This is a genomic window from Microbispora sitophila, assembly GCF_014892245.1.
In the GTDB taxonomy this organism is placed as follows: Bacteria; Actinomycetota; Actinomycetes; order Streptosporangiales; family Streptosporangiaceae; genus Microbispora; species Microbispora siamensis.
In genome coordinates this window covers 345,713-370,690 of sequence record NZ_JADBGC010000006.1, presented here as the reverse complement: position 1 = coordinate 370,690, position 24,978 = coordinate 345,713, and the positions used below count along the sequence as shown (strand labels likewise).

Annotated in this window: 20 protein-coding genes; 9 read left to right on the top strand and 11 right to left on the bottom strand. The window is 72.1% G+C overall.

Annotated elements, in window-relative coordinates; genetic code table 11:
• Nucleotides 1-48 precede the first annotated feature (48 nt).
• Entirely contained in the window at nucleotides 49-891 is an 843-nt protein-coding gene (locus IL992_RS13810) for a GNAT family N-acetyltransferase (protein ID WP_193203799.1), read from the top strand.
• A gap of 52 nt (nucleotides 892-943) precedes the next feature.
• Here the strand turns inward: IL992_RS13810 and IL992_RS13805 are convergent, their stop codons facing one another.
• The 6 genes from IL992_RS13805 to IL992_RS13780 all read right to left on the bottom strand — a co-directional run bounded on the left by IL992_RS13805 (nucleotide 944) and on the right by IL992_RS13780 (nucleotide 10,016).
• Nucleotides 944-1,345 (bottom strand): DUF3037 domain-containing protein, encoded by a 402-nt coding sequence (locus IL992_RS13805; protein ID WP_193203736.1) that lies wholly within the window; start codon nucleotides 1,343-1,345, stop codon nucleotides 944-946.
• Nucleotides 1,342-2,181 (bottom strand): HipA family kinase, encoded by an 840-nt coding sequence (locus IL992_RS13800; RefSeq protein ID WP_193203735.1) that lies wholly within the window; start codon nucleotides 2,179-2,181, stop codon nucleotides 1,342-1,344. The genes IL992_RS13805 and IL992_RS13800 overlap by 4 nt, the downstream gene beginning before the upstream one ends.
• Before the next feature lie 156 nt (nucleotides 2,182-2,337).
• Complete coding sequence (locus IL992_RS13795; RefSeq protein WP_193203734.1) at nucleotides 2,338-3,660, bottom strand: alkyl sulfatase dimerization domain-containing protein; 1,323 nt, start codon at nucleotides 3,658-3,660, stop codon at nucleotides 2,338-2,340.
• A 329-nt stretch (nucleotides 3,661-3,989) separates the two neighbouring features.
• Entirely contained in the window at nucleotides 3,990-6,401 is a 2,412-nt protein-coding gene (locus IL992_RS13790; protein WP_193203733.1) for an HNH endonuclease signature motif containing protein, read from the bottom strand.
• A gap of 348 nt (nucleotides 6,402-6,749) precedes the next feature.
• Nucleotides 6,750-9,356, bottom strand: coding sequence for an ATP-binding protein (locus IL992_RS48350; protein ID WP_193203732.1), 2,607 nt, complete (start codon nucleotides 9,354-9,356; stop codon nucleotides 6,750-6,752).
• 120 nt (nucleotides 9,357-9,476) lie between these two features.
• On the bottom strand, nucleotides 9,477-10,016 hold the full coding sequence (locus tag IL992_RS13780) for a TetR/AcrR family transcriptional regulator (protein ID WP_193203731.1): 540 nt from the start codon (nucleotides 10,014-10,016) through the stop codon (nucleotides 9,477-9,479).
• A gap of 108 nt (nucleotides 10,017-10,124) precedes the next feature.
• Here IL992_RS13780 and IL992_RS13775 point away from each other — a divergent pair, with 108 nt between their 5' ends.
• Nucleotides 10,125-12,374 carry an MMPL family transporter gene (locus IL992_RS13775; protein ID WP_193203730.1) on the top strand — a complete coding sequence of 750 codons (2,250 nt, stop codon included), beginning with the start codon at nucleotides 10,125-10,127 and terminating at the stop codon, nucleotides 12,372-12,374.
• A 26-nt stretch (nucleotides 12,375-12,400) separates the two neighbouring features.
• Here IL992_RS13775 and IL992_RS47605 read toward each other — a convergent pair whose 3' ends face one another.
• Entirely contained in the window at nucleotides 12,401-13,633 is a 1,233-nt protein-coding gene (locus tag IL992_RS47605; protein ID WP_319018529.1) for a cellulose binding domain-containing protein, read from the bottom strand.
• Between IL992_RS47605 and IL992_RS13765 the strand changes: the two genes are divergently transcribed.
• Nucleotides 13,602-13,865: a hypothetical protein gene (locus IL992_RS13765; RefSeq protein WP_193203802.1), complete on the top strand. Its 264-nt coding sequence runs from the start codon at nucleotides 13,602-13,604 to the stop codon at nucleotides 13,863-13,865. The two genes, IL992_RS47605 and IL992_RS13765, sit on opposite strands and share 32 nt — an antisense overlap.
• Before the next feature lie 104 nt (nucleotides 13,866-13,969).
• Here IL992_RS13765 and IL992_RS47600 read toward each other — a convergent pair whose 3' ends face one another.
• Entirely contained in the window at nucleotides 13,970-16,183 is a 2,214-nt protein-coding gene (locus tag IL992_RS47600) for a serine/threonine-protein kinase (protein ID WP_264294981.1), read from the bottom strand.
• A gap of 227 nt (nucleotides 16,184-16,410) precedes the next feature.
• Complete coding sequence (locus IL992_RS13755) at nucleotides 16,411-17,694, bottom strand: amidohydrolase family protein (RefSeq protein ID WP_226872864.1); 1,284 nt, start codon at nucleotides 17,692-17,694, stop codon at nucleotides 16,411-16,413.
• 76 nt (nucleotides 17,695-17,770) lie between these two features.
• On the opposite strand from IL992_RS13755, the gene IL992_RS13750 reads away from it, so the two are divergent.
• Both IL992_RS13750 and IL992_RS13745 read left to right on the top strand, forming a co-directional pair.
• Nucleotides 17,771-18,277 carry a MarR family winged helix-turn-helix transcriptional regulator gene (locus IL992_RS13750; protein WP_193203727.1) on the top strand — a complete coding sequence of 169 codons (507 nt, stop codon included), beginning with the start codon at nucleotides 17,771-17,773 and terminating at the stop codon, nucleotides 18,275-18,277.
• 44 nt (nucleotides 18,278-18,321) lie between these two features.
• Complete coding sequence (locus IL992_RS13745) at nucleotides 18,322-18,978, top strand: ThuA domain-containing protein (protein WP_193203726.1); 657 nt, start codon at nucleotides 18,322-18,324, stop codon at nucleotides 18,976-18,978.
• Between the two features lie 11 nt (nucleotides 18,979-18,989).
• Here the strand turns inward: IL992_RS13745 and IL992_RS13740 are convergent, their stop codons facing one another.
• On the bottom strand, nucleotides 18,990-19,946 hold the full coding sequence (locus IL992_RS13740; protein ID WP_193203725.1) for an SIS domain-containing protein: 957 nt from the start codon (nucleotides 19,944-19,946) through the stop codon (nucleotides 18,990-18,992).
• Between the two features lie 38 nt (nucleotides 19,947-19,984).
• Nucleotides 19,985-21,073, bottom strand: coding sequence for an aminoglycoside phosphotransferase (locus tag IL992_RS13735; RefSeq protein WP_193203724.1), 1,089 nt, complete (start codon nucleotides 21,071-21,073; stop codon nucleotides 19,985-19,987).
• Between the two features lie 125 nt (nucleotides 21,074-21,198).
• On the opposite strand from IL992_RS13735, the gene IL992_RS13730 reads away from it, so the two are divergent.
• Genes IL992_RS13730 through IL992_RS13715 form a run of 4 tightly spaced genes read left to right on the top strand, consistent with a single transcriptional unit; the run spans nucleotide 21,199 to nucleotide 24,965 of the window.
• A complete protein-coding gene (locus IL992_RS13730; protein WP_193203723.1) occupies nucleotides 21,199-22,290 on the top strand; it encodes a polyamine ABC transporter substrate-binding protein in 1,092 nt (363 codons plus the stop codon).
• Nucleotides 22,287-23,153 carry an ABC transporter permease gene (locus tag IL992_RS13725; RefSeq protein ID WP_226872863.1) on the top strand — a complete coding sequence of 289 codons (867 nt, stop codon included), beginning with the start codon at nucleotides 22,287-22,289 and terminating at the stop codon, nucleotides 23,151-23,153. Before IL992_RS13730 ends, IL992_RS13725 begins: the two co-directional genes overlap by 4 nt.
• Entirely contained in the window at nucleotides 23,146-23,919 is a 774-nt protein-coding gene (locus tag IL992_RS13720; protein WP_319018528.1) for an ABC transporter permease, read from the top strand. The genes IL992_RS13725 and IL992_RS13720 overlap by 8 nt, the downstream gene beginning before the upstream one ends.
• The gene (locus IL992_RS13715) at nucleotides 23,916-24,965 is read left to right on the top strand and encodes an ABC transporter ATP-binding protein (RefSeq protein ID WP_193203722.1); all 1,050 of its coding nucleotides are present in this window, start codon (nucleotides 23,916-23,918) and stop codon (nucleotides 24,963-24,965) included. The genes IL992_RS13720 and IL992_RS13715 overlap by 4 nt, the downstream gene beginning before the upstream one ends.
• Nucleotides 24,966-24,978 lie beyond the last annotated feature (13 nt).

Here is a 24,978-nt window from a genome sequence, read left to right as displayed (position 1 = left end):
GGGCCGATACCTCCCAAACGCGAACCGTTCGCGTAGGCTGGGCCCGTGATGCTGCGAACATCGGCGTCGCGCGTGCTCGACGACAGCGATCGTGACGAGGTGCTGGCGCTCCTCGACACCGATCCGGTCGCCAACGTGTTCGTAGCGGCCCGGGTCAGGGCCGTCGGCCTCAGCCCTTCACGGCTCGGCGGTCAGATGTGGGGCTACGGCCCCCGCGGGGGGCTGGTGTCCCTGTGCTACGCGGGCGCCAACCTGGTGCCCGTGAACGCCACCCGCGAGGCCGTACACGCCTTCGCCGACCGGGCGCGCAAGCAGGGCCGCCGTTGCTCGTCCATCGTCGGCCCGGCCGGTGCCGTCGAACAGCTCTGGGAGCGGCTGGAGCCGCACTGGGGCGGGGCTCGGGCGATCCGGTGGGCCCAGCCGGTCATGGCCACGAGTTCCGCGCCCGCCGTCGAGCCGGACCCGCTCGTACGGAGGGTCCGCCCGGAGGAGTTCGGCATCCTGCTGCCCGCCTGCGTGGCGATGTTCACCGAAGAGGTGGGCGTCTCGCCGGACAACGGCGACGGTGGAGCGCTCTATCGGTCCAGGGTCGCCGAGCTCATCCGCATCGGGCGATCGTACGCGCGCATCGACGACGGCCAGGTGGTCTTCAAGGCCGAGATCGGCGCGGTGACGCCGCAGGCGTGCCAGATCCAGGGCGTGTGGGTCCACCCCGACCTGCGCGGGCGCGGCCACGCCGCGGCCGGCATGGCCGCCGTGGTCGAGCAGGCGCTGAAGTACTTCGCCCCGGTCGTCACCCTCTACGTGAACGATTTCAACCTCCCGGCCAGGGCCGTCTACCGCAAGGTGGGCTTCCAGGAGGTCGACACGTTCATGTCCGTGCTGTTCTGACCGGTGCTGTTCTGAGCGGTTGTCCTGACCGCGCTGTTGTGACTGTGCTGTTCTAAGCGCTGAGGCCGGCCTGCGCCGGTCGCACCAGCCGGGTCAGCAGATGGTCCAGCTCGGCCGCGGGGTCGCCGGTCAGCCCGGCGTGCACCGGCCCGGTCTGCACGACCGTGCTGCGCGGCGCGGTGAGCCAGCGGAACCGTGCGCCCAGCGGCTCCCCGCACAGGGGGCCCGCCTCCTCGCCGCACGCCCGCTCGTAGGCGGCCAGGGCGAGCCGTACGCCGGGCAGGTCCACCGGCCCGCCCAGCGCGAGCAGCCGGGCCTCGTCCAGCTCGACCCGGGCGCACAGGTAGCCGCGCGGCTGGCAGTAGAGGATGACCCCGGCGTTGACCAGTTCGCCCCGCTCCACGCTGGGCACCACGCGGATCACCGCGTACTCGTAGACGTCCAGGTCGCTCATCGGCCGCCCTCTCGCGCCGCACGCCAGAAACCGCCGATCGTCGCGTTCGGCTCGCCGCGGCGCGGTGCGGAAGCGGCGGCGGTGGTGATGTCGGGGTCCGGTAGCCAGTCGCGGGGCCCGGCGACCCGGGCGAGCAGGTGCTCGGTGTAGGCCTGCCGTACGGCCTGCGCGTCAGCGAAGCCCGGCTCGTCCTCGAGCCACTCGTCCGGCACGAGCGCGGTCACCTCGTCGAGCAGCGGGCGGGTGACGAGCCCGGCCAGGTCCGCGTCGGCCTGCTCCAGCTTCGTCGCGAACGGCGCGAGCACGTGGTCGCGGCCGTCGAACCGGCGGCGCGGGTCGGCCGTCGGCCAGTTGTGGTGGAACCACAGGGCCGCGCCGTGGTCGATCAGCCACACTCCGCCATGCCAGACGAGCAGGTTCGGGTTGCGCCAGCTCCGGTCGACGTTGTGGACGAACGCGTCGAACCACAGCACTCGGGAGGCGAACTCGGCGTCGGGCTCCCAGGCGAGCGGGTCGAAGCCGAGCGCTCCGGGCAGGAAGTCGATCGCGAGGTTGTGCCCGGCGCTCGCGGTGAGCAGGTCCTGGATCTCCTCGTCGGGCTCTCGGACGCCGAGTTGCGGGTCGAGGTCGATGACCTTGAGCTCCGGCGTGGCGAAGCCGAGCCGCCTGGCGAGTTCGGCGCAGACGATCTCGGCGACGAGCACCCGCCGCCCCTGCCCCGCACCGCGGAACTTGACGACGTACGTGCCGAGGTCGTCGGCTTCGACGACTCCGGGCAGCGACCCGCCCTCGCGCAGGGGCGCGACGTACCGGGTCGCCGTGATCTGTTCGAGCACGGAAAGAAGGCTACCGGCAGGGCCGGCGGGCGCTCCCCTCCACGCGCCCGCCGACCGCTCGGCCGGCCCAGCTCGGCTCGGTCAGCTCGGTTCGGTCGGCCCAGTTCGGTCAGCTCGGTTCGGCCGGCCCAGTTCGGCCAGCTCGGTTCGGTCGCCTCAGTTGGTTTTGCTCGGCAGCCACCACATCCGGCCCTCGGCGACGTCGTGGTAGACGTCGAGCAGATCCATGCCGGTGGTCTTGCTGCGTGACTCGGCGGCGGCCCAGGCGTACACGCCGCGTGCGATCGAGCCGCGCTCCTGCTGGACCCGCATCGCGTAGACGAGGGCCCTGATCTCGTGCACCCTTCGATTCTCGGGCTCGGCCTGCGCGGCAAGTTCGGCGAGCTGGCAGGCCAGGCGCAGGTCGCCGTCGGCCGCCGCGGCGACGGCTCGGCCCGCGACCGACGCCGCGCCCGCCGAGAGCTCGGCGACCGCGCGAGCGAACACGGCGTCCGGTGCGGGCTTCAGGTTGGCGGGGTTGCCGTCGTGCCAGCCGCCGTGCAGCCGCCAGATGTTGCGCACGATGAATTCGGGCTCGTCGTGGCGCTCACGCAGATAGGGCCTCCCGGCGAGCGCGGGCGGCGGCTTGACCGAGTGCAGGATCTCGTCCAGGCGGGCGCCGGCGTTCATCAGATCGAGCGTCTGCTCGACCAGGCTGTCGAGATAGTCGGCCGTGTCGGTGAGCGCCCGGCGCACCCGGGCGGCCCCGCGGATCGGCAGCCCACGCCCGGGGAGCAGCAGGTCGGCGTCGAGTGCGGCCATGGCCCGCAGCGCCACCGCCCAGTCGTCCGGATAGCGCTGGATTCGCTGCGGGTCGCCCGCCCCCGGGACCGTCCAGGCGAACAGATCGCCGGTCAGCAGCACGCCCCGCTCGGGCAGGAACGCCCAGGTGGCGTCGTCGGTGTCACCACGGGCGTGGGTGAGCTGGAAGGTGACGTCGCCCAGCGACAGGGACAGCCGGTCGCGGTAGGTCAGGTCGGGGAGCCGCTGGGGCGGTGGCCAGACCATCCGGGGGAAGCCCTGCTCGCGCAGGTCGACGATCGCGTTGTATCCGGCCGTCCTGCCCTGCTGTGCGAGCCTGCGGGCCAGCCCCTCCTGCGCCACCACCAGCGGGCGAGGGCCCGGCTCGGCATCGAACTCCTCCATCCCGGCCAGCCGGTCGGCTCGGCTGCGGGAGAAGATCGCGTATTTGAGCGGCTCGGCCGACCACTTCCTGATCGCGCGGTACGACTGCTCGGCCTCGTGGGCGTCGCCCGTGTCGAAGAGACCCAGCCCGTCCTCGCCACGGACCACGTACACGTTGCCGCACGCCGGCCACATTCCCACGCCGTAGGCGATCTCCTGCACTCCGTCGCGGCGCAGCTCCGCGTAGGGCACGTCCTCGGGGCGCACCGAACCACGCCAGACCTCGTCGGCGTACGAAAGGATCGGTGATTCCATGGTCAAGAGCCTGATCCTTTGGGCGGACGGTGCACAGTAGGGAGATCCCTAATGTCCGTGCCGATCCCCTGCGACCCGTGCCGATCCCTGCGACACCTGCGATCCCTGCCAGCCAGTGCGACCCGTGCCGACCTGTGCGACGCCCGCCGACCCCAGCGCCTGCAACCTCTGCGACCAGTGCCCACTCGCGCCCACCCTTGCGACACCTGTCGGCCCGGAGACCAGTGTGATCCATGTGACCGGCGGCGATGCCGGTTTCGGTGGTCCCGCTCGGGAGCCGAGCCATCGACACCGGTGTCCCGAGGTCCGGTGCCAGAGACAGGTGGCGTTCAATACGGCGGCACCTCGAGGTCGGTGTTGAAGGAAGTGGCTCCGGCTTCGCCGTCCGCCTCACCGCTGGGCGTGCCGTGACGTCCGCCGGCGTGGGGCGGAGGAGGGCTTGGTGGGGCCATGATCGTGTCCGGCGTTCCGGTGAGGTCGGCGGGCAGGCGTCCGGGCGGGGCGTCGGGCCAGTTGCGGGGCCAGGGTTCGGGGGCAGGCTGGATGATCTTCGGCAGCGGGCTGGGGTAGGAGTGTCCGAGCGGGCTGGTCCAGACGATCAGGTGGGGTCCCGTCGCGATGACCCGCCAGCCGCCGAGGTGCCTGGCGCGGTGATCGTGGCGGCAGGCCAGGTGCAGGTTGTCGGCAGTGGTGGCGCCGTCGTCGGCCCAGGCATGGATGTGGTCTTGGTCGGTCCGGGTGGCGGGCATGCGGCAGCCCGGCCAGGAGCAGACCCGACCCCGAATCTGGACGTATCGGCGTAAGGCCGCACCGGCATGCCGCCTACCGGCAGATTCGGCCGACTCCGCCGCGTCACGTGAACGAGTGCCGGGGCGGCCGGTGTCCGGCTGCCCGGTCTCAGCGAGCTGGGCATGGCGGGCCAGGTCGGCGACCAGCGGAGCCCAGACGCCGGTGGCGGGGGGTGCGGCGGCCAGTTCGCGAAGGTGGGAGAGGGTGACCTGAAGCTCGACGATGCCGCCACCTCGCGCATCGCGTGCAGGTCGTTGGGCGGGCGAGCAGGGGCGCCGCCCGGTGATGCCGGTCAGGAGCAGATGCCCATTGTCGGCACAGACGACATAGCGCCATTGCCCGGCGAGCATGGAGGCGACGATCCGGCGGGCCTGGGCGGCGTGGACCATGCCCCAGCCGGGCAAATGGGCCGGGTGCTCATCGAGACCAAGGAGGGTAGTCAGCTCCACCCGTATCTCCGGCACCGACCATGCCCGCACCGAGCATGCCCGCGCCGAGCATGCTTGCGCCGACGACGTCTGCGCCGAGCATGCTTGCGCCGTGAGGGGCCGCCTATCGGCATGCTCAAGCCACTGCCGCAGTCCCTGCCCGTGATCGTGTCCCCGGTGGTGCCGGGGTTCCTGTCTGGGCTTGTGTCCGTGTCGCTGTGGGTGGTCTTGCTCGGCTCTCTGGCTGGGCTTGTGTCCCCAGTCGTGGCGGAGTTCCTGGCTGGGATGATCGTTGCGGGTGTCGGCGGGGGCGCTCTCGTCGTCGTCACCGGTCTTGTCGCCGGTCGCACCGCTGGCCCACTCGTCGGTCCACTTGTCGGTCCACTTGTCGGTCCGCTCGTAGGTTCGCTCGCCGGACTCCTCGGCGGGTTCTTCGGACGCCCCCTCGCCGGTCCCTCCGCATACCTCGTCGGCTCCTCCGCATGTCTCGTCCTGCCCCGTGCTGCGGGCTTCGCCGTGGGGTACACCGGTCGACTCACCGACCTCACTGCGCGCCCCAGGGCGTGTCTGGCTGCGGGTTTCAGGGTGCCTCGCGCTGCGGGGCTCGTCAGGGGTCTCGCCGCCGGCCGCGTCATCGGCCTTGTCATCGGCCTTGTCATCGGTCGCGTCACCGGGCTCGGCGGCGGCGTTGTCGACGGGCTCGGCGGTCGGCTCGGCGGCCTGGTCCGCGGGGCGGATGCCAGAGGAGTCGGCTGGGGCGTCGGAGGGGGTGAAGTCCACGAAGGGGTGGGTGCGGACGTGAGCGACGATCTCGGTGTCGGACAGGCCCTCGAAGCTGCCGTCCAGGCTACCCAGGAAGAGATCGGCGCGGATGTGGTCGACGGGACGGTTGTCTCCAGCGCGTTTGCATGCGCGAGCCAGATCGTCGATGCGCTCGCATCCGGCCACCGCCCGATCAAGCGGCAGATCCAGACCAGAAACCGTCGCGGTGCCGTCGTCGTTGCGCATGCCGACCACGCGGCGTCTGCGCACGGCTTCCCTATAGCGCTTCTCCGCCCAATCGGGGTCGATGGCCAGCACCAGACGCTGGATGTGCTCGATCAGCTCTCCCACCGTCCAGCCCGGGGCGCGACCGATCAGATGCTCGCAGACCCAGCCGGCCTGGGCGTCGGTCAAACCGCTCGTCCAGCGGATGAAGGCCGCCGCCCGCGGCTCGTCCAGCTCTCCCGCCAGCATGGCCTCGCCGAGAACGGGGAGGCGGCGGTGCAGGTTCCACGCCAGATCGAACGCCGAGTCCGCCCGGCGGCGGGACCAGGCCAGCGCGGCCCGCGCCTCATCGGGAGCGAACTCGTCAGGCACTTCCAGGCGGACCACGCTGTCGCCACTGAACTGCTCGCGGAGCCCGACCTCCAGCAGTGCGTGCAGGAACCGCGCGCGGTCGTGGCAGGACTGGCGGTAGGCGGCCTTGAGCACCTCGACGGTGTCGAACCCCGACACCTGCTCCACGTCGATGTCGGCCAGCATCTGCGCGAGTTCGGCTCCCGGCGGCATCGCCGCCAGCCCCTCGGGAATCGCCGCCGGTGCCCCGCCCCCACTACGAGAGGACGGCCGCGCGAGAACGGGCGGCGATAGCGGCGCGGACACGGCGTGACCCCCGGGAGCGGAGACGAAGGAAACTGAACGGTTCCCGGCCGCCCGGACCGGGACTTCCTTCACGCAGACTCGGCTCAACACACGGCGTACGGCCACCGAGGGCCCGCCCACTAAGCTCAGCTGTAAGGGCTGCTCACCCTGTAACGGGTGCCCCAAGCCTATCTCGAACGCACTGTCGATCCAAGCCCCCACCAGCGCAAACGTGGAGCCACAACCGCTTCACAGCTCGCCGCGTTCGACGGCCAGGGCGAGTTCGACGCGCGACCGCAGGCCGGTCTTCGCGTAGACGCGGGTGAGATAGACCTCCACGGTCTTTCGGCTGTAGTGCAGCTCCTCGGCGATCTGAGGGTTGCTCAACCCGTCGGCGACCAGTTCGATGACGCGGCGCTCGCCGGGGGTGAGGCGGCCCGCCGGTTCGGGGACCAGCCCGGCCTCCCGCAGGCGGCGTTCGGACAGCGCCGCCCAGGGCGCCGCGCCGAGCCGGGTGAAGATGGCGTGCGCGCGGGGGAGTTGCATCGTGTCGCCGAGCGCACCGAGGACCAGCCGGGCCCGGGCCTCCTCGAACGGCAGACCGTCGGCGCGGGCCCGCTCCAGCGCCGCACCCGTCCGCGCGCGATCCCGGAACGCCCACCCCACCGCGAGGTCGGCGGCGAGCCGGGCCCGGGGGGTGCCGTTCGCCGACTGATCGTCCAGCAGGGAGGCCGCCGCCCGGCAGCCGGCGTCGTCGCCCGCCGCTCCCATCACCAGCACCTTGACCGCCAGGGCCCGATGCACCACCTCGGGCACCTCGTAGGCGAGGGCGCGGTCGAGTTCGCGCCGCGCGGCCGCGATGTCGCCCCGGCCGAGCGCCAGGCGCGCGCGGAACACGCAGCGCATGCCCTGCTGGAGCGCGGAGCCGGGCGGAGGTTCGGCGAGGACCCGGGCGGCATCGTCCAGCCTGCCCTGGTCGAGCAGGATGTCCAGCTCCATGTTGCGCAGCAGGGCGAGGTTCTCCAGCAGGCCTGCCTCAGCCAGGGCCCGGCCCGCGACCGCGATCTCCTCCAGCGCCCGCGTCCACTCGCCGCCCATCCGCCGGATCACGGCCGTGGTCCGTACATGCTGTCCGGCGATGTCGTGCCAGCCGAGGCCGCGGTGGATCTGCTCGGCTTGGTCGAGCACCTCGACGGCGCGGGAGCGCAGCCCGGCGATCGCCAGCACGTGCGCCGCGGACTCCAGCGACGCGAGCCGGGCGCCCGGCGGCAGCGCGGCGGCGAAGGTGAGCAGGTCGTCGATCGCTCGCCCCGTCTCGGCCCAGTCGCCCTGCACGAGCGCGTGGATGGCGAGATATCCGACCGTGGTCGCGCGGTCCTGCGGCGGGCAGTCGGCCAGGCCCTCCCAGGCCCGCCGGGCGGCCTCCCTGCTGGGGCGGCCCATCTCCGCGCTGACCAGCGCCTGCTGGGCGAGCAGCGCCGAGGCGTCGTCGGCCCTGGGGATCTGGCGGCGGGCGACGTCGAGGGCCACCTCGTACCACCCCATCGCGTGGGCCGCGCCGACCGCGGTGTACGCGGCGCGGGTGCGGCGGCGCCCGAAGGGCAGCACGGCGAGCGCGCGCTGGGCCGAGTTCAGCGCCAGCGCGGGCCGCGAGCCCTTCCAATAGGCGAGAGCCTGCCTGGCCAGCAGCCCGCCGGGCTCGGGGGACAGCTCGGCGGCCTTGCCGTACCAGTGCGCCGCCGACAGCGGCGCGGTCCAGCGGGTCAGCTCGGCCGCGCGCAGCACCGCGGGCAGGGCCTCGGCGGGCGGTCCGGCCTCGGCCATGTGAGTGGCCCACTCCAGCACTCGCCTGGTCCCGGTCAGCCCCTCGCGTTCGAGCATGTCGGCGATGCGGCGGTGCACCTCGCGCCGGCCGGAGGCGCCGAGGTCGTCGTAGAGCGCCTCGGCCACCAGCGGGTGCGCCAGCGCGTAGCCGTCGCCGTTCCTGGTGACCACGCCGTCCCTGACCAGCGCCTCGAAGGCGCGCTCGGCCTGATCCGGGTCGAGCCCGGCCAGTTCGGCGAGCGCGGGGAGATCGGCGGCCTCCCTCGTGCGCGACAGCGCGGCCAGCACGCGGGCGAGGTCGCGTCCGCCCCGGTCGCGCTGGAACAGCCGGCTCAGGATCGCGCCGCGCCGCGCCCCCGGATCCGCCGAGCGCAGGGCGCCGCCCTGCACCAGGGCCAGCACGGCCTCCTGCACGAACCACGGGTTGCCCCGGCTCGCGAGGTGGATCCGCCGCAGGACGGTGTCGCTCGGCGTACGGCCGAGCAGTGTGGTGACCAGGCCGGCGACCTCGGTCATGGTCAGCGGCTGGAGCCGGATCGACAGGTCCACGTCGAGCGGGGGAGGGTGGCGGGCGGTGCCGAGGATCGCGACGGCGCCGTGGCGGCGTGGCAGGGCCCGCAGCACGCTCAGCGTGTCGGCGTCGGCCAGGTGCAGGTCGTCGATGGCGAGGAGGGTGGGGCCGGGCAGCGACTCCAGCAGCCGGGCGGCCATCGCGCCGGGCGCGGCGGCCGGGTGTCCGAGCGCGGCCTGGTCCATCGCGTCGAGCAGGTCGGACAGGACGTCGGCCGCCTCGCCGCCCAACGCCCCGAGCGCCTCGACGAGCGGGGCGTAGGCGCGCCCGCCGTCCAGTTCGCGGGCCTGGCCGCGGAGCACGCGGAAGCCCTTCAGCCGCGCCGCGGCCTCACCGAGCAGATGGGTCTTCCCGATGCCGGGCTCGCCGAGGACGAGGACGGTCCGCGGCGTCTTCGAAAGGGCCGAGACCACCTGGCCGAGCGCGCCCGCGCGGCCCTCCCCGACGGCCGGTAAGTCCACGGCTGGCCGTCACTCCCTTCGCATCCGTCCCGCTGGTGTCTCCTATGGACGCGGCGGAAAGGTTGAACGTTCACACGAAATGTGACGCGCTCTTCGAGTGATCGCAAGGGGATCGGTATATCAAGATTCGAACACGGCCACGGCGGCGGCGGCCAGCGTCTCCTCGACCACGTCGGCGGGCACGTCCATGGTCTTCACCACACCGGACTGCACCGCGCCGAGGGCGGCCCAGGCCCGTACGCGTCTGCCGGGGGAGGGGTCGGGCCCGGCCAGGCGAACGAACAGCTCCCGGCCGAACTCCCTGATCGCCTCGCCCGGGGATCCGGGAGGGGCGCTGTCGGCGCCGTCGATGTCCTCGGTGAGCAGCCGGATCACCGCGCGATGCCGTACGGCGAACGCGGTGAACGCGCGCAGGAACTCCCGGTGGCCGGAGAACTCGCTGCCGAGCAGCGTGAGCAGGTCGTCGGCGGCCGGGGCGATGATCTCGGCCGCCAGCCGGTCCTTGGGATGGAAGTGGTAGGCGACCGCCGTCTTGGTCAGGCCGACCGCCGCCGCGATGTCGGCGAGCGACACGGCGGCGTATCCCCGCTCGGCGAACAGGTCGCGAGCCGCGGCCAGGATCCGGGACCGGGTCGCGTTGCCCTGATCGAGTGTGGTCATCGTCTCATTTTCCGGCGCGCCGCTCGCCCGCCGATCAAATCCTTTTACCCTCGTTTTGTACGGCCGTACAGGACGGTCGTCAGGACATGCTACCCGGGACGGACGACGATGAGCGGGTTTCTGGGGCGGCTCGGCGGATGGTGCGCACGCCACGGCTGGATCGTGCTGACCCTGTGGGTGCTGGCGGCGGGCCTGCTGACGGCCGGCACTCTGGTGTGGGGCCGGCCGGTCAACAACAACGTGTCGATCCCCGGCACCGACGCGCAGCGGGCGCACGAGCTCATGCGCGAGGGCTTCGGACCGGGATACGACCCCGGCGGGACGGTGCAGCTCGTTCTCTACACGGCGAACGGCACGCTGATCGACAAGTCTCGCAAACAGGCCGTCGAGCAGTCGATGGACGCCCTCCGGCGCACGCCGCACGTCGTCGAGGTGGAGACGCCGTACCGCATGGGCGGCATGTCGTCCAGCCTGCGGATCGGGATGATCACGGTACGGCTGAAGGGGCAGGACACCACCAAGCTCACCCAGACCTCCGAGCAACTCGTCGCCGCCGCGGCGCCGGCGGCGCGCGCGGGCATCGAGGTCGTCCCCTCCGACAGCTCCACGCCCGCGGACAAGCAGATCAAGACCGGCGCCAGCGAGATCGCCGGCGTCGTCTTCGCGCTGCTGGTGCTGCTGTTCGCCTTCGGGACGCTGGTCGCGGCGCTCGTGCCGATCTTCACCGCGCTGATCAGCATCGGCGTGGGGCTCGGCCTCATCGCGCTGCTCGGGCACGTGGTGGACGTGCCCTCGACCGCGTCGATCCTGGCCACGATGATCGGTCTCGGCGTCGGCATCGACTACGCGTTGTTCCTGCTGTCGCGGCACCGGACGCTGCTGGCCGAGGGCGTGCCGGTGCAGGAAGCGGTGCGCCGTACGGCGGCCTCCTCGGGCGGGGCCGTGCTGTTCGCCGGCGGCACGGTCGTGATCGCGCTGAGCGCGCTGATGTTCGCCGGGTTCCCGCTGCTGCGCACGCTCGGCTGGATCACCGGCGTCTCGGTCGTGTGCGCCGTGCTCACCTCGATCACGCTGGTGCCGGCGCTGCTCGGCCTCCTCGGGCACCGGATCAACGCGCTGCGGCTGCCGCTGGCCGGGCGCACCGCCCGCCGCGACGGCCCGGCCACGGGCTGGGCCAAGCTGGGCGCCTGGGTGGCGCGCCGCCCCTGGCGGGTGCTCGCCGTCACCGTGGTCGTGCTGGCGGCGCTCGCCGCCCCGGCCGCCACGATCACGCTCGGCCCGCTCGACAACGGGTACGGCGACAAGGGCACCCCGGCCCGGCGGGCGTACGAGCTGATCGAGACGGGCTTCGGCCCGGGGGCCAACGGCGGGCTCATCGTCGTGGCCGAACTGGACCAGAAGATCGCCGACTCGACCCCGCCCGACCCGGTCGTGCAGGTGCTGCGGCAGCGGGTGGAGCACACCGAGGGCGTCGCCTTCGTCGCCCCGCCGAAGGTCAACGAGGACGGCCGCTCTGTGCTCATCCAGGCCGTCCCCGACTACGCCCCGAGCGACCCGCGGGCCCTCGACGTGGTGAAGCGGGTGCGGGCCATCGAGGTGCCCGGGGCGCACGTCCACGTCGGCGGCGAGGTCGCCGGGCTGGCGGACGCGGGCGACCGCATCATGGGCAGGACGCCGCTGGTCGTCGGCATCGTCGTGCTGCTCAGCGCCCTGCTCCTGCTGCTGGCCTTCCGCGCGCCTCTGGTCGCGATCAAGGCGGCGGTGATGAACCTCGTCTCCCTCGGCGCCGCCTTCGGCGCCCTTGCCGTGGTGTTCTCCCACGGCCTGGGCAGCCGCCTGGTCGGCATGGACCCCCCGCCCTCGGCTGACGGGTCCTACCTCGCCACGCTGTTCTTCTCGGTGCCCATCGACACGTACGTGCCGCTCATACTGTTCGCCGTGCTGTTCGGCCTGTCGATGGACTACGAGGTCTTCCTGCTGACCTCCGTACGGCAGGCCTACTCGCGCAGCGGGGACAACCGGAGCGCGGTGGCCGAGGGACTGGGGTCCACCGGTCGTGTCATCACCTCGGCCGCCCTGATCATGGTGGCGGTGTTCACCGCGTTCATCGCCTACCCCGACCCCCTGGTCAAGGTGTTCGGCGTCGGGCTGGCCGTGGCCATCACCGTCGACGCGACCCTGATCAGGGGCTTCCTCGTGCCCGCCACGATGGTGCTGCTCGACCGGCTCAACTGGTGGATCCCGCGCTGGCTCGACCGGATCCTGCCGAACCTGTCGATCGAGGGGCACGAGGAGGACGGCGAGCACGCCGAGGCCGAGCCCGAGCTGGTCGGCGCGGGCCGGCATGCCCGCGCCTGACACGGTCACTCGATCGGCGTCCGGGATCAGAAGTTCTTGCTGCGGACCGTCCAGGGGGCCCTGGCCGCCAGGCCCGAGGGCCCCAGGATGTACGACCGCGCCGTGGCGTTGTCGTTGAGCGTCATGTCCAGGAACTGGACCACCGCGGTCATGCCTTCGCTCATCTGGGCGCCGGTGATGAACCCGACGTGACCGGCCTGCGGCTGCTCGGCCAGCACGGCCGGCACCTGGGCCAGGTCGTAGTTGGCCCGGGTGTTGTCGTAGGCGATGTCGGAGGGACCGCCGTCCAGGAACATCACCGGGGTGTGCAGCTTGGAGAGCTCCGAGCGCGGGTATCCGAAGGAGCCGTCGGCGAAGAACCCGCTGTCCAGCGAGACGACGCTCCTGACCCGCCGGTCCTGGGCGGCGACCAGCGCTTCCAGGCCGCCGCACGAGTGGCCGGCGACGGCGACCCTGGACAGGTCGAGACGCTGGTAGAGCGGCGAGCCGGTGCGGGCGTTCTCCCGCTCGGCCCAGCCGATCCCGTCGGTCAGCAGCGACGGGATCGGGGACCCGCTCTGCACTCCGTTCGGTGAGCCGTCGACGGACGCGGTGTCCACCACGACGAACCCGCGGGCCGCGATGAACGTCAGCGCCTGGACCACCTCGCTCCCGTTGGTGTGCGCGCAGGCCCCGTTGCCGAAGACCAGCACGGGCATGGCGCGCCCGACGGCCGAGGGATTCGACGGCCGGAACACGGTGTAGCGGTTGGTGCCGTACGCGCCCTCCCGGGTGACAGGGAAGTTGTTGTCGATGGCGGGCCGGCTCGGCGGCGTGGGACCGGCACTCGGGGAGGGACTGGGGCTCGGCGATGGCGTGGGCGTGGGCGTCGGGGTGGGGGTGGGGGAGGGGGAGGGGGAGGGGGAGGTGACGCCGCCGGTGCAGGTCACGCCGTTCAGGGCGAAGCCGGACGGCACGGGGTTGGAGCCGTTCCAGCTCCCGTTGAACCCGAAGCCGGCACTGCCCCCGGTGGGGATGGCGCCGTTGTAGGAGGCGTTGGTGACCGTGACCTGCGAGCCGGACTGGGTGTAGGAGCCGTTCCACAGTTGGGTGATGGCCTGCCCGGCCGGGAACGACCAGGTCAGCCTCCAGCCGTTGATCGCGTCGCCGAGGTTGCGAACGCTGACGCTCGCGCCGAAGCCGCCGGGCCACTCGCTGGTCACCGTGTAGCCGACCTCGCATCCGGTCGTGGCCGCCGACGCGACGTGGGCCGCGGTCACCGTGACGCCGGCCGTCAGTAGAGCGGCGGCGGCAGCGGACAACCTCGACCGCCGGCGGAAAGAGCTGTCGATTCGCACGGGCGTTTCCCTCTCCGAGACAACCGGTGTTAGCGCTAACAAGTGCAGGACGCCGATATCGACGGGTGGTGAGCTCCTGGAGTCGCGAGTCAATCCCGGCCCAAAGGAGCGAGTCAAGGAGCTTGATATCGCCGTTGTTTCGCTCGCGACGTGAAATCCCTGTTGAGCAGGCGCTTCTGGGACGCGAGTGAAAATCCGGCCGTCAGGACGGTGGTGAATATTTCATGCCTCCTGCTCGTCTCGCCGAATCAGGAGATATCAGCGGAGGGGCGGGCCGTCCTGCGTTCCCGGACTGGCCGGCGCCGGGCCGTCGCTCGGTTCAGGGCTGCGCGGTCCGGGGTCGTGTGGTTCGGGGCTCTTGGGCTCGGGGCTGTGTGGTTCTGGACTGTGTGGTTCGGTGCTGGGCGGTTCGGGGCTGCGGGACTCGGGCGGCTCGGGGCTCGTCGCCGGACCCGGACTCTCCTCCGTAGGCTCTGAGGGCGACTCCTGTGGCTTCGGGCACCGGGGACCGGTGACCCGCACCTCGGCCTGGCGCGGCCCGCCGGGATCGGCCGGATCGGTTGTGACCCGCACCCCGAACACGGCCCTCTTCCCGCACTCCACGGCGCCGAGGCCGGCGGCCACGGTGAAGGAGTAGGACGTGCGGCCCGAGAGCGTGCGGGTGTCGGACGACGCCTCCCGGCCGTCGCGCGTGAAGACGCTGGAGACCCCGACCGGGCCCTTGCCCGAGGTCCGCACCGTCACGGCCGCCGTCCTGCCGTCCCAGTCGTCGATCGCCACGCCCTCGACCGCGGGGGCCGGGCAGGGCGGTCCGGTGAGCTTCCGCGTGCGCGTACGGATGCCTCCCTGCGCGGCGGGGACCGTGGACACCTCCACCCGCCGGTAGACGGTGGTGCCGCAGGCCGGGGAGGGGAAGGGCTGCTGCAGGCCGATGTGATAGGACGTCGCGCCCCGCAACCCGACCATCTGCGAGGGCTGCGCGGTGAGCGCGTCCGGCGACGGCCCGGAGGCGAAACGCGCGCTGAGCAGGACCCGGGCCGCCGTGCTCGCCCGCACGTCGACCGTGACCGCCTGGCCGTCGAACGCCGCGATGCCGAGATCGGTCACCCGCGCCGGCGCCGGCGACGCGGTCGCGCCCATGTGCGAGGGGGTGGCGCTTCCCGACGGCTGGGAAGGTCCCGTTGGCACGGCCGGCCCGGTGGACACGGACGACACCGGCGTGCCGGACAAGTCGGGCGGCGTCGTCCCGGCGTTGTCGCCTGACCCCGCATCGGTCGGTCCTGAAGCGCCCCCCGAGGTCTCATCCGGCAGGGTTTCGCCGGGCGCCGTCTCGCCGGGTGCTGTCTCGTCGGGTGCGACCGGTGGGGCCGTCTCGGGGGAGATCGCGGCCGGGGGAAGTGCCGCAGGAGCGCTGTGCGGCGGAGGCGGGGTGAGCAGGGTGTCCTGCGCCATCGGGGTCTGCCGGTTGGCCGCGACCACCGCCACGATCACGGCGGCCGACAGCACGGCGGCGCCGATGGCGAACCGGGGCGCGAAGCGCGCGAGCCGCTCGGACAGCACGGTCTGGGCGAGGGACGTGGACGCCTCGACCGGCTCGGCCGGGACGGCCAGGGGGAAGGTCAGCGCCAGCAGGGTCGCGAGTTCGGCCAGGTGGCGGCGGCCTCGCTGCTCCCAGTCGGACCCGTACGCGGCGGTCGCGGCGGTCTCCAGGTCGGCGATGAACGCCCGTGCCGTGGGCGGCCGGTCCGCCGGGTTCTTGGCCATGCCGCGCGTGACGAGGCCCCGCACCGAGCCCGGCACGTCCGCCGCGGGGACGGGAGCGCTGCGGTGCAGCATGCGCAGCGCCGTCAGGTCGTCGGCCCGGTAGGGCCTGCGCCCGGTGAGGCACTCGTAGAACACGCAGGTGGCGGCGTAGACGTCGGCGGCCGGGCCGGCGGGCCCGCCATACCACTGCTCGGGAGCCATATAGGGCGGCGTGCCCGCGGGTGTCTCCGGCGAGCCGCTCGGCGTCGCGATGCCGAAGTCCGACAGCTTGCTGTTCCCGTCGGCCTGGATCAGCACGTTCTCCGGTTTGTAATCCCGGTGGACGATGCCCGCCGCGTGCGCGGCCGACAGGCCTGCCAGCGAGCCCTTCAGCACGACCAGCGCCGCCTCCGGGCTGGTCGAGCCGTGCTCGGCGAGGATCTTCCGCAGCGAGACCCCGTCGACGAGTTCCATGACGATCGCCGCGCCGTCGCGCGCCTCGACGTACTCGTACAGGCGCACGATGTTGGGGTCGTTCAACTCCACCATGACGCGGGCCTCGTGCCGGAAGCCGGCGAGGAAGCGCCGATCCCGCCGCAGTTCCTCGCGCAGGTACTTGATCGCGACGTAGGCGCCGGTGGTCACGTAGGTCGCCAGAACGACCCGCCCGGCGCCGCCCGCGCCGAGATCGCGCACCTCCCGGTAGCCCGGTACCGACCAGGCGTTCATCACGCCGCCCCCTCGGATTAGGTCGTCTCTGACAAATCAAGCCCTGCTGCGCGTGGCCCAGGCGGCGCCTCGCTGCGTTGTCGCCCGGAGCTCCGCTCCGACCTCCTCCTCGGCCTTGCGATGCATCCACCTGGATCCCCGCTCGCGACGGGCAGCATTTGCCAGACACTCCCTGGCCCTGACTCAAGGTCTCATCCGAAAGGGCGGTTGTCACCGGAGCAAAAAAGTCACCTTGCGGTTGTAGTCCGAGCCTGCGTGGTCACGTGCCGGGCCGCGCGTACGGCGAGGTCGCGGGCGCGGTCCACGTCCACGCCCACCAGGCGGCCCCCGCGCTTGACGATCCGCCCGCCGATCAGCACGGTGTCCACGGCGGCGGTGTCGGCCGCCGTGACGACCGCGGCGACCGGGTCGTGCACGGGCGCGAGGCCGGGGGCTCCGGCGTCGAGGATCACGATGTCGGCCTGCTTGCCGGGGCGCAGCGAGCCGATCCTGCGGTCCATCCCGATCGCGGTCGCGCCCTCGATCGTGGCCATGCGCAGCACGTCGGACGCGGTGAGCTCCGGCGCCGCCTGTCCGGCGCGTCCGGCCGCGAACGCCGCGCGCATCACGGAGAACATGTCGCCGGGGACGTCGGTGACCGTGTCCACGCCGAGTCCGGTCGTGATCCCGAGGGACCGCAGCCTGCCGGTCTCGGGGCAGCCGTGCCCCATCTGCGACTCCACCGCCGGGGCCACCGAGGCCGTGCCGCCGCTGCCGGCGATCAGCTTCAGCGACTCGTCCGGGATGCCGTTGCAGTGCACGAACAGCACGTCCGGGCCGAGCAGACCGGCGTCGTGCAGCAGCTCGACCGGGCCCTCGCCGGTGGCGTGCAGGCTGAGGCGCAGGCCGAGGTCGCGGGCGAGCGCCCAGTCGGCCCGCGCCGCCTCGACCGAGCCGTAGACCGGGCCCCAGGCGGCGAAGGCGGGCGTGACCAGGCCGTCGTCGGACGGCAGGAGCGCCGAGCGGACCCGCCGCACCTCGTCCTCGGCACGGTCGGCGTCGCCCGTTCCCCGATGGGCGTACCCGAAGACCGTCCGCAGGCCGGACTCGCGTAACGCCTCGACGGCCGCGTCGGTGTGGCCGGGGGTGAGCTGGATGTGCGACCAGTCGTACACGGTGGTGACGCCGGCGTTGAGCGCCTCGATCGCGCCCCAGAGGTTGGCGGCGTACACGTCCTCCGCCCGGAACGTCGGGGTGAGGGTGCCGAGGACCAGGCCGAGGTACGCGCCGAGCGTCGCGTCGGCCGCGATGCCGCGCAGCACGCTCTGCCAGACGTGGCGGTGGGTGTCCACGAAGCCGGGCAGCACGATGCCGCCCGCGGCGTCGATGATCTCGGCGCCTTCCGCCAGGTCGTCAGGCCGCGGGCCGACCGAGACGATGACGCCGTCCTCGAATACCACGGCCGCGTCCGGCACGACGTGCGGACGCGGCTCGGTGTCGACGACGGTGCCGTTGACAATGATCGTTCTCATGGGCATGCCTCTTTCTCGAATGCTTTCACTAAAGCTTTCCAAAAAGCTATCAGGGTGAGGGACTAGGCTCAACCTCATGCGACAGCGAGACCGGGTCGACGAGATGATCGAGGGATGGCGGGCCGAACTGCCGGAGGCGGCCACCGTCCAGCTGGAGATCGTCAAGCGCGTCAGCCGGCTCAAGGCCCGCGTCGAGGAGGTCACACAGGCGGTGCTCGGCCGCTACGGCCTGACGTACGCCGAGTTCGACGTGCTCGCCACCCTTCGCCGGGCCGGTCGGCCCTACCGGCTCAAGCCGAGCAGGCTCGCCTCCCACCTGATGCTCACGACCGGGGGAACGAGCAACATCCTGCAGCGGCTGGTCGCGGCGGGGCTGGTGGAGCGGGAGCCCGATCCGGCGGACGGGCGCAGCTCGTGGGTCCGGCTCACGCCGCTCGGCGTCGAGAGGGCCGAGGAGCTGTCGCTGGCCACGACCGAGGCGCACCGGGAACTGCTGGCGGACGTGCCGGAACCGGCCGCGCGCGCCCTGGCCGACCTGCTCAGGGACGTCCTGCTCGCACTCGGCGACCGCGCCCAGCCCTGACCGCCGCGGCCAGTGTGGGCCCTTCGCATCTATGGTGATTGCCTATGCCGCGCAACCTCATCCTGTCCGGGGGAGTGGCCCACGACTTCCCGGCCACCTCGACCGCCCTCGCGGGCGTGCTCGCCGAGATCGGCATGGAATCGGAGATCACCGAGGACGTCGCCGGAGCCCTGGCCGTGCCCGCGCCGGTCGACCTGATCACGGTCAACGCGTTCCGGTGGAGGATGGACGGCGACGACTTCGCGGAGGAGCGGGACCGCTGGCGTTTCCAGACGCCGGACTCCCTCAGGCGGACGCTGCTCGATCACCTCGCGAGGGGCGGCGGGCTGCTCGCCGTGCACACCGCCTCGCTCTGCTTCGACGACTGGCCGGAGTGGGCCGAGATCCTGGGCGGGGCCTGGAGGTGGGGCACGTCTTATCACCCGCCGATCGGCAGGGCGAAGGTCCGCCTCGGCACCGGTCATCCGATCGTCGACGGCCTGGCCGATTTCGAGGTGACCGACGAGGTCTACACCGACCTCGACGTCCTCCCGGACGTGGAGCCGCTGGCGTACTCGGGAGACCAGCCCCTGCTGTGGGCGAGAACCGCGGCGGGCGGCAGGGTCGTGTACGACGCGCTCGGCCACGACACCCGGTCGTACGAGAACCCGGTGCGCCGCACGCTGCTGCGGCGGGTGGCGCGGTGGCTCCTCGGGAGCTGACCTCCGGAGACTTACCGCCCCCAGAGTGTCGCGGCGACGAGTTCGGGCACCAGCGTCTCGGTGAGCAGGGCGACGTCCGGGTCGTCGTCGTGGCGGTAGCGCACCGCCGCCGCCTGCCCCTCGACCTCCCCGCCGACGGCCAGCACGCGCGACCCGCGCGTGCGGATCCACTCCATCGCCTGTTCGTCGTAGCGCGACCCGGGGAACAGCACGGCCCGGTAGTCGCGGGTCTTGGTGAGGTAGACGTCCACGTGCGCCCAGTCGCCCGTCTCGCACGCGTCCGCCTGGATGCGCGGTCCCTCACGGAACATCAGCGCCGACTGCTCGGCCGACGACAGCCGCTCGGCCGGCGCGATCGTGTAGACGCCGTGCGGCCCGTCGAGCAGCCGCACGGCGTCCGCCAGCCACTCACGCCGCCGCTCCAGCAGGTCCGCGGTGGCCGCCGCGGCCCGCCGTAGGAGGCCCGCCACGGCATCGGGGCCCTCGGCGAGCGTGAGCAGGAGGGCGAGCGTGTGCTGGAAGGTCCGGCAGGCGACGCCGCCCCGCTCCTCGCCCGCGAGCATCGGCACGACCAGGTCGGCGCCCTCGGTCACGGGAGAGCCGGGCCGGTTGGTCAGCGCCACGACGAACGATGCGCCCCGGTGACGGGCGAGGGCGTCGAGCGTCTCCCGGCTGCCGCCCGTCGCCGACACGACGACGGCGGCGGTGCGCGGGCCGGGCGGGGTGCCGAGCGCGGCGGAGGCGTACTCCGCGACGGCGTCCACCCCGGCCGCCCGCAGTCGCTGCGCCACCACCCCCGCCGCGTAGCGCGAACTCCCCATGCCGAGGAACACGACGCGGTCGAACCGCCCCTCCTTGAGCCGGGTGGCCAGCCCCTCGAACGGATCGCCGCCGTCCAGGAGGCCGGCCAGCGCCTCCAGTGCCTCCGGCTTCGCCTCCAGGTCGGCGAGAAACAGCCCCGCGTCCACGCGTCCATCCCTTCGTTTCGTCATCAGGCGTTTCGTGGTCAGGCGTACCAGGCCCGCAGCACGCCCATCGGCGCGTACCGCCAGCGCGGCAGGTGGCGGGCGGCGTAGATCAGTTCGCGGCACTCCTGCTCGACCTCGAACGGCCGCAGCAGCGACCGGTCGAGCAGGTCGGCGCGGCCGGCGCGCGCGAGCGTCCGGGCGTAGGCCGCCGTCAGGTCCCGGCGCGCCGCGGCGGCCCAGGCGGCCGTCGCGTCCGGGTCGGCGGACCTGCGTCTGACCGCCACCTGCCCCGCGTGGTCCACGCTTGTCGTGAGCTGCGCGAGGTCGCGGGCCGCGGGCTGGTAGGGGTTGGCGTCCGCCACGGTCGGGTTGCCGTCGAAGTCGACCACCGCGTAGCCGTCCCGCCAGCGCAGGATCTGTCCCACGTGCAGGTCGCCGTGGACGCGGATCAGCGGTGTCGCGGGGGTGCGGGCGAGGGGCTCCAGTTCGCGGCGCAGGGCCTCGGCCCGCCCCGCCAGCCACGCGCCGTCCGCGCCGTCCGTCAGCGCCAGGGCCTCACGCAGCGCCTCCTCCGCGCGGGCCCGCCACGCCCCCTCGCCGGACGGCGACAGCCGCACGGGGTCGGGGAAGACCGCGGACGGGGTGGCCATCGCGAGGTGCAGTTCGGCGGCGAGTGCGCCGACCTCGGCGGCGAAGCCGGTGCGGCCGGCCTCGGCCTCGTCGACGCACCACTCCCAGCCGTCCCGCGCCTCGGGCAGGTACGCCGTCACCAGGGCGACCAGCGCGTCCTCCCAGTAGACCGCCGCGTACGGCGTGGCCGTACGGGCGAAGCCCGCCAGATGGGCGAGCAGCCCGGGCGCGGGGTGCGGGGCCCGCGACGGCCGGGGGAACCACTTGACGACCACGGTCTCGCCCGCGACGACCGAGTGGTTGGTCTGGTCCACCGTGATGGCCCGTTCCCCCGGGGGCACCGGCGGCAGCGGCCGCAGCGCCCGCACCGAGAAGGGCGGCGGAGCCGCTTCCCGCGCCAGGTCGCGCAGCACGCGCTCGGTGACCCCTTCGGACGTCTCCAGCGTGAGGACGCCGTCCGGCTCCTCGGTCACCCGAGGCCAGCGGGAGCCTTCCACTCAATCTCCTGAACGTAAATTCAACAACACAACCAAATTACAGGTTTAACGTGGCCTCCGAAGTTTTGTCCACGTTGAGCTATCGTGCAACACTGGCCGCCATTCCTCATGCAAGGGAGCCCCCCATGACACGTCGCGTGCCCGTCGTCGTGGCCTCTGTTTGTCTGGCCTCCGCGCTGACCGCCTGTGGCGGCGGCGCGGCCACCGACTCCGCGCCCACGGCGCTCAGCGCCAGCGCGGACCTATCCAAGCAGAGCCTGACGATCTCCATCTGGGACGGGTACAGCCCGAAGGATCTGCCGGAGCGAGTGAAGGCCAAGCTCGGTTTCGACACCAAGGTCGCCATCCACGACACGAACGAGACGATCATGGCCAAGCTGACCGCCGGCGGCGACAGCGGCATCGACGTGGCGTTCGTGTCCGGTCAGTACGCGCAGGCGCTCAACGCGCAGGGCCTGCTCGAGCCTCTCCACCGCGATCTGATCCCGAACCTGAAGAACCTCTATCCCGAGGCGTCCCAGCTCGCCTACGACAAGGGGAACGTCTTCTCCGTTCCGTATACCTGGGGGACCACCGGGCTGTGCTACCGCAGCGACCTGGTGAAGACGCCGCCGACGAGCTGGAAGGACCTGCTCGAGCCGGCCCCCGAGCTGAAGAAGAAGATCACGATGATGACCACCGAGCGGTGGCTGGCGCTTCCGGCGCTCAAGCTGCTCGGAGCCTCGGTCAACACCACCGACCAGGCCACGATCGACAAGGCCAAGGAGCTGCTGCTGAAGGCCAAGCCCGACCTGCTGGCCTACGACGACACCACGTTCGGCGACCGGCTCAAGTCCGGCGAGGCCGTGATGGTCGAGGCATGGGACGGCTGGTGCCCGACGTCGGAGAAGAACATCAAGTTCGTGGTGCCGAAGGAGGGCAGCGACCTCTGGGCGGACACGATGGTGATCCTGAAGAGCTCCAAGAACAAGGAGGCGGCGCACGCCTTCATCAACTACATCCTCGACCCCGAGGTCCACGGCTGGGTGCCCGCGAACATCCTCTACAGGATTCCCAACAAGGCGGCCATGGACAAGGTCGACCCGAAACTGCTCGAGAGCTACCCGACGCTGGCGGAGCCGCCGTCCGAGCTGCTCAAGGGTGAGAGCCTGGTCGACCTGGGCGAGGCCTCCAGCGCGTACACGCGCCTGTCAACCGAGGTGTCGGCGGCGCAATGACGGCCCGACAGCCCGCCCGCGTTCTCGGGAAGGCGGCCGGCCGTCTCGCGACGATGGGGCCCGGGTTCGGCTTCCTGACCGTCTTCATGTTGGTCCCGCTGGCGCTGGTGCTGAGTTACACCGTGTTCCGGCGGGGCCGGTTCGGGGGAGTGGTCTATGAGCCGACGGGGGAGAACTTCACCCGCCTCGCCGACCCGCTCTACCTCGACGTGGTGATCGGGTCGGTGAAGCTCGCGGCGATCACGACGCTGCTCGCCCTGCTGCTCGGGTACCCCACGGCGTACCTGATCGCGAAGCTGCCCGCCCGGTGGAAGGTGATCGCCCTGGTGGCGGTCGTGCTGCCGTTCTGGACGAACTTCCTCATCCGCACGTACGCCTGGATCGTGCTGCTCAACTCCGAAGGCCCGGTGAACTCCTGGCTGGAGGCGCTCGGGCTGGGGCCGGTGGAACTGCTCTACACGGACGGCGCCATCGTCGCCGGGCTGCTCTACGCCTACCTCCCGCTGATGATCCTGCCGCTGTACTCGGCCGTGGAGAAGCTGGACCCGGAGCTGCGGGAGGCCTCGGCGAATCTGGGCGCGCGGCCCGCCAGGACGTTCTGGTCGGTCACGCTCCCGCTGTCGCTGCCCGGCGTGCTGACCGGCTGCGTGTTCGTGTTCGTGCCGAGCCTGGGCAACTTCGTGATTCCGGAACTGCTCGGCGGCGGGCGCCGGATCATGGTCGGCAACCTCATCCGTGACCAGTTCCTCAAGGCCCGCGACTGGCCGTTCGGTTCGGTGCTGGCGCTGGCCGTGATCGCCGTGCTCGTGTTGCTGCTGTTCGCCCAGGCGTGGGCCGCGCGAAGGGCGGGACGCGGTGCGTAGACACGGCTGGCTCCGGCTGCCCTTCTGGCTGACCTACCTGTTCCTGTACGCGCCGATCGTCGTCCTCGTGGTGATGTCGTTCAACCGGAACAAGTCGCCCTACACGTGGGGCGGCTTCTCCCTGGACTGGTACGGCAGGCTGGCGGAGAACGACTCGATCCGCACCGGGCTGGTGAACACGCTGATCGTCGCCTTCGGTTCGACGGTGCTGTCCACGGTGCTCGGCACGCTGCTCGCGGTCGGCCTGGCCCGCCACACCCGCTCCCGGCTGCTCGACGCCCTCTCGACCCTCCCCGCGATCCTGCCCGATCTCGTCATCGCGATCGGACTCCTGGTGTTCTACTCCGCGATCAAGCTGACGCTCGGGCTGCACTCCGTGCTGATCGCGCACACCGTCTTCGGCATGGCCTTCGTCACGGCCGTCGTACGGGCCCGGCTGGGCGGCATGGACACGTCGCTGGAGGAGGCGTCCCGGGACCTCGGCGCGGCCCCGCTGACGACGTTCCTGAAGATCACGCTGCCCACGCTCGCCCCGGGAATCGTCGCGGGGGCGCTGCTCGCCTTCACGCTCTCGCTGGACGAGTTCGTGATCGCGTTCTTCACCGCGGCTCCGTCCGAGCCGACGCTGCCGATCGTCATCTACTCCATGGTGCGGTTCGGCGTGACTCCCGAGATCAATGCGCTGGCGACGCTGCTGCTCGCGGTGAGCTTCACCGTCGTGATCGTCGCACAGCGCCTGACCAGACTGACCGAGGCACTGCGATGACTCTCATATCCATCGACGGCGTGAGCCGCCGGTTCGGCGAGGTGGCCGCCCTCGATTCGGTCAGCCTCGACATCCGGCAGGGCGAGTTCTTCGCCCTGCTGGGGCCGTCCGGCTGCGGCAAGACCACCCTGCTGCGGATCCTCGCCGGGTTCGAGCAGCCGGACACCGGCTCGGTGCGGCTCGACGGGGCCGACCTGCTCGCGATCCCCGCGCACCGCCGCCCGGTCAACCTCATGTTCCAGTCGTACGCCCTGTTCCCGCACATGAGCGTGGAGAAGAACGTGGCGTACGGCTTGGAGCGGGAGCGGCTGCCCCGCGCGGAGATCCGGGAGCGGGTCGCCGCGGTGCTGGAGACCGTCGGCCTGACCGCGCAGGCCCGCCGTAGGCCGCACGAACTGTCGGGCGGGCAGCGCCAGCGGGTGGCCCTGGCCAGGGCTGTCGTCAAGCGTCCCCGGCTGCTGCTGCTCGACGAGCCGCTGAGCGCCCTGGACAAGAAGGTCCGCTCGGAGATGCAGCTCGAACTCAAGCGGCTGCAGCACGAGGTCGGCATCACGTTCGTCGTGGTCACCCACGACCAGGAGGAGGCCATGTCGCTCGCCGACCGGATCGCGGTCATGAACGGCGGCCGGGTCGAGCAGGTGGACGCTCCCGCGGACCTCTACGAACGGCCGCGTACGCCGTTCGTGGCCGGCTTCATCGGGGCCAACAACCTCTTCACCGGCAGGGTGACGGAAAAGGGGCTGGAGGTGGAGGGGCTGGGCCTGCTCCCCGCGCCCGCGGGACTCGCGGAGGGCGGGACGGCGATGCTCGCGGTACGGCCGGAACGGATCCACCTCGGCCCGGTCACGGCCGATCAGGGGGCGCTGCGCGGCCGGGTCGTCGACATCAGCTTCTACGGGGGTGTCTCCCACGTGGCGCTGAGCCTGGCAGGCCACGACCGCAACCTGCTCGCGGCCACGCAGGGGCGGGCCAGGGTCGAGACCGGCGCCGAGGTCGTCGTCTCGTGGGACGCCGACGACGCGGCCCTCGTCCCGATGTCCTCGTGACGCGGACCCCCGG

Excerpts from the sequence above, each read along its gene's own strand:
- IL992_RS13805 (WP_193203736.1), bottom strand. The coding sequence starts at position 1,345 with ATGAGCGACCTGGACGTCTACGAGTACGCGGTGATCCGCGTGGTGCCC.
- IL992_RS13745 (WP_193203726.1), top strand. The coding sequence starts at position 18,322 with ATGCCGCGCAACCTCATCCTGTCCGGGGGAGTGGCCCACGACTTCCCG.
- IL992_RS47600 (WP_264294981.1), bottom strand. The coding sequence starts at position 16,183 with ATGAACGCCTGGTCGGTACCGGGCTACCGGGAGGTGCGCGATCTCGGC.
- IL992_RS13810 (WP_193203799.1), top strand. The coding sequence starts at position 49 with ATGCTGCGAACATCGGCGTCGCGCGTGCTCGACGACAGCGATCGTGAC.
- IL992_RS13775 (WP_193203730.1), top strand. The coding sequence starts at position 10,125 with ATGAGCGGGTTTCTGGGGCGGCTCGGCGGATGGTGCGCACGCCACGGC.
- IL992_RS13795 (WP_193203734.1), bottom strand. The coding sequence starts at position 3,660 with ATGGAATCACCGATCCTTTCGTACGCCGACGAGGTCTGGCGTGGTTCG.
- IL992_RS13730 (WP_193203723.1), top strand. The coding sequence starts at position 21,199 with ATGACACGTCGCGTGCCCGTCGTCGTGGCCTCTGTTTGTCTGGCCTCC.
- IL992_RS13755 (WP_226872864.1), bottom strand. The coding sequence starts at position 17,694 with ATGAGAACGATCATTGTCAACGGCACCGTCGTCGACACCGAGCCGCGT.
- IL992_RS13790 (WP_193203733.1), bottom strand. The coding sequence starts at position 6,401 with ATGCTGGCCGACATCGACGTGGAGCAGGTGTCGGGGTTCGACACCGTC.
- IL992_RS13725 (WP_226872863.1), top strand. The coding sequence starts at position 22,287 with ATGACGGCCCGACAGCCCGCCCGCGTTCTCGGGAAGGCGGCCGGCCGT.
- IL992_RS13715 (WP_193203722.1), top strand. The coding sequence starts at position 23,916 with ATGACTCTCATATCCATCGACGGCGTGAGCCGCCGGTTCGGCGAGGTG.
- IL992_RS13780 (WP_193203731.1), bottom strand. The coding sequence starts at position 10,016 with ATGACCACACTCGATCAGGGCAACGCGACCCGGTCCCGGATCCTGGCC.
- IL992_RS13750 (WP_193203727.1), top strand. The coding sequence starts at position 17,771 with ATGCGACAGCGAGACCGGGTCGACGAGATGATCGAGGGATGGCGGGCC.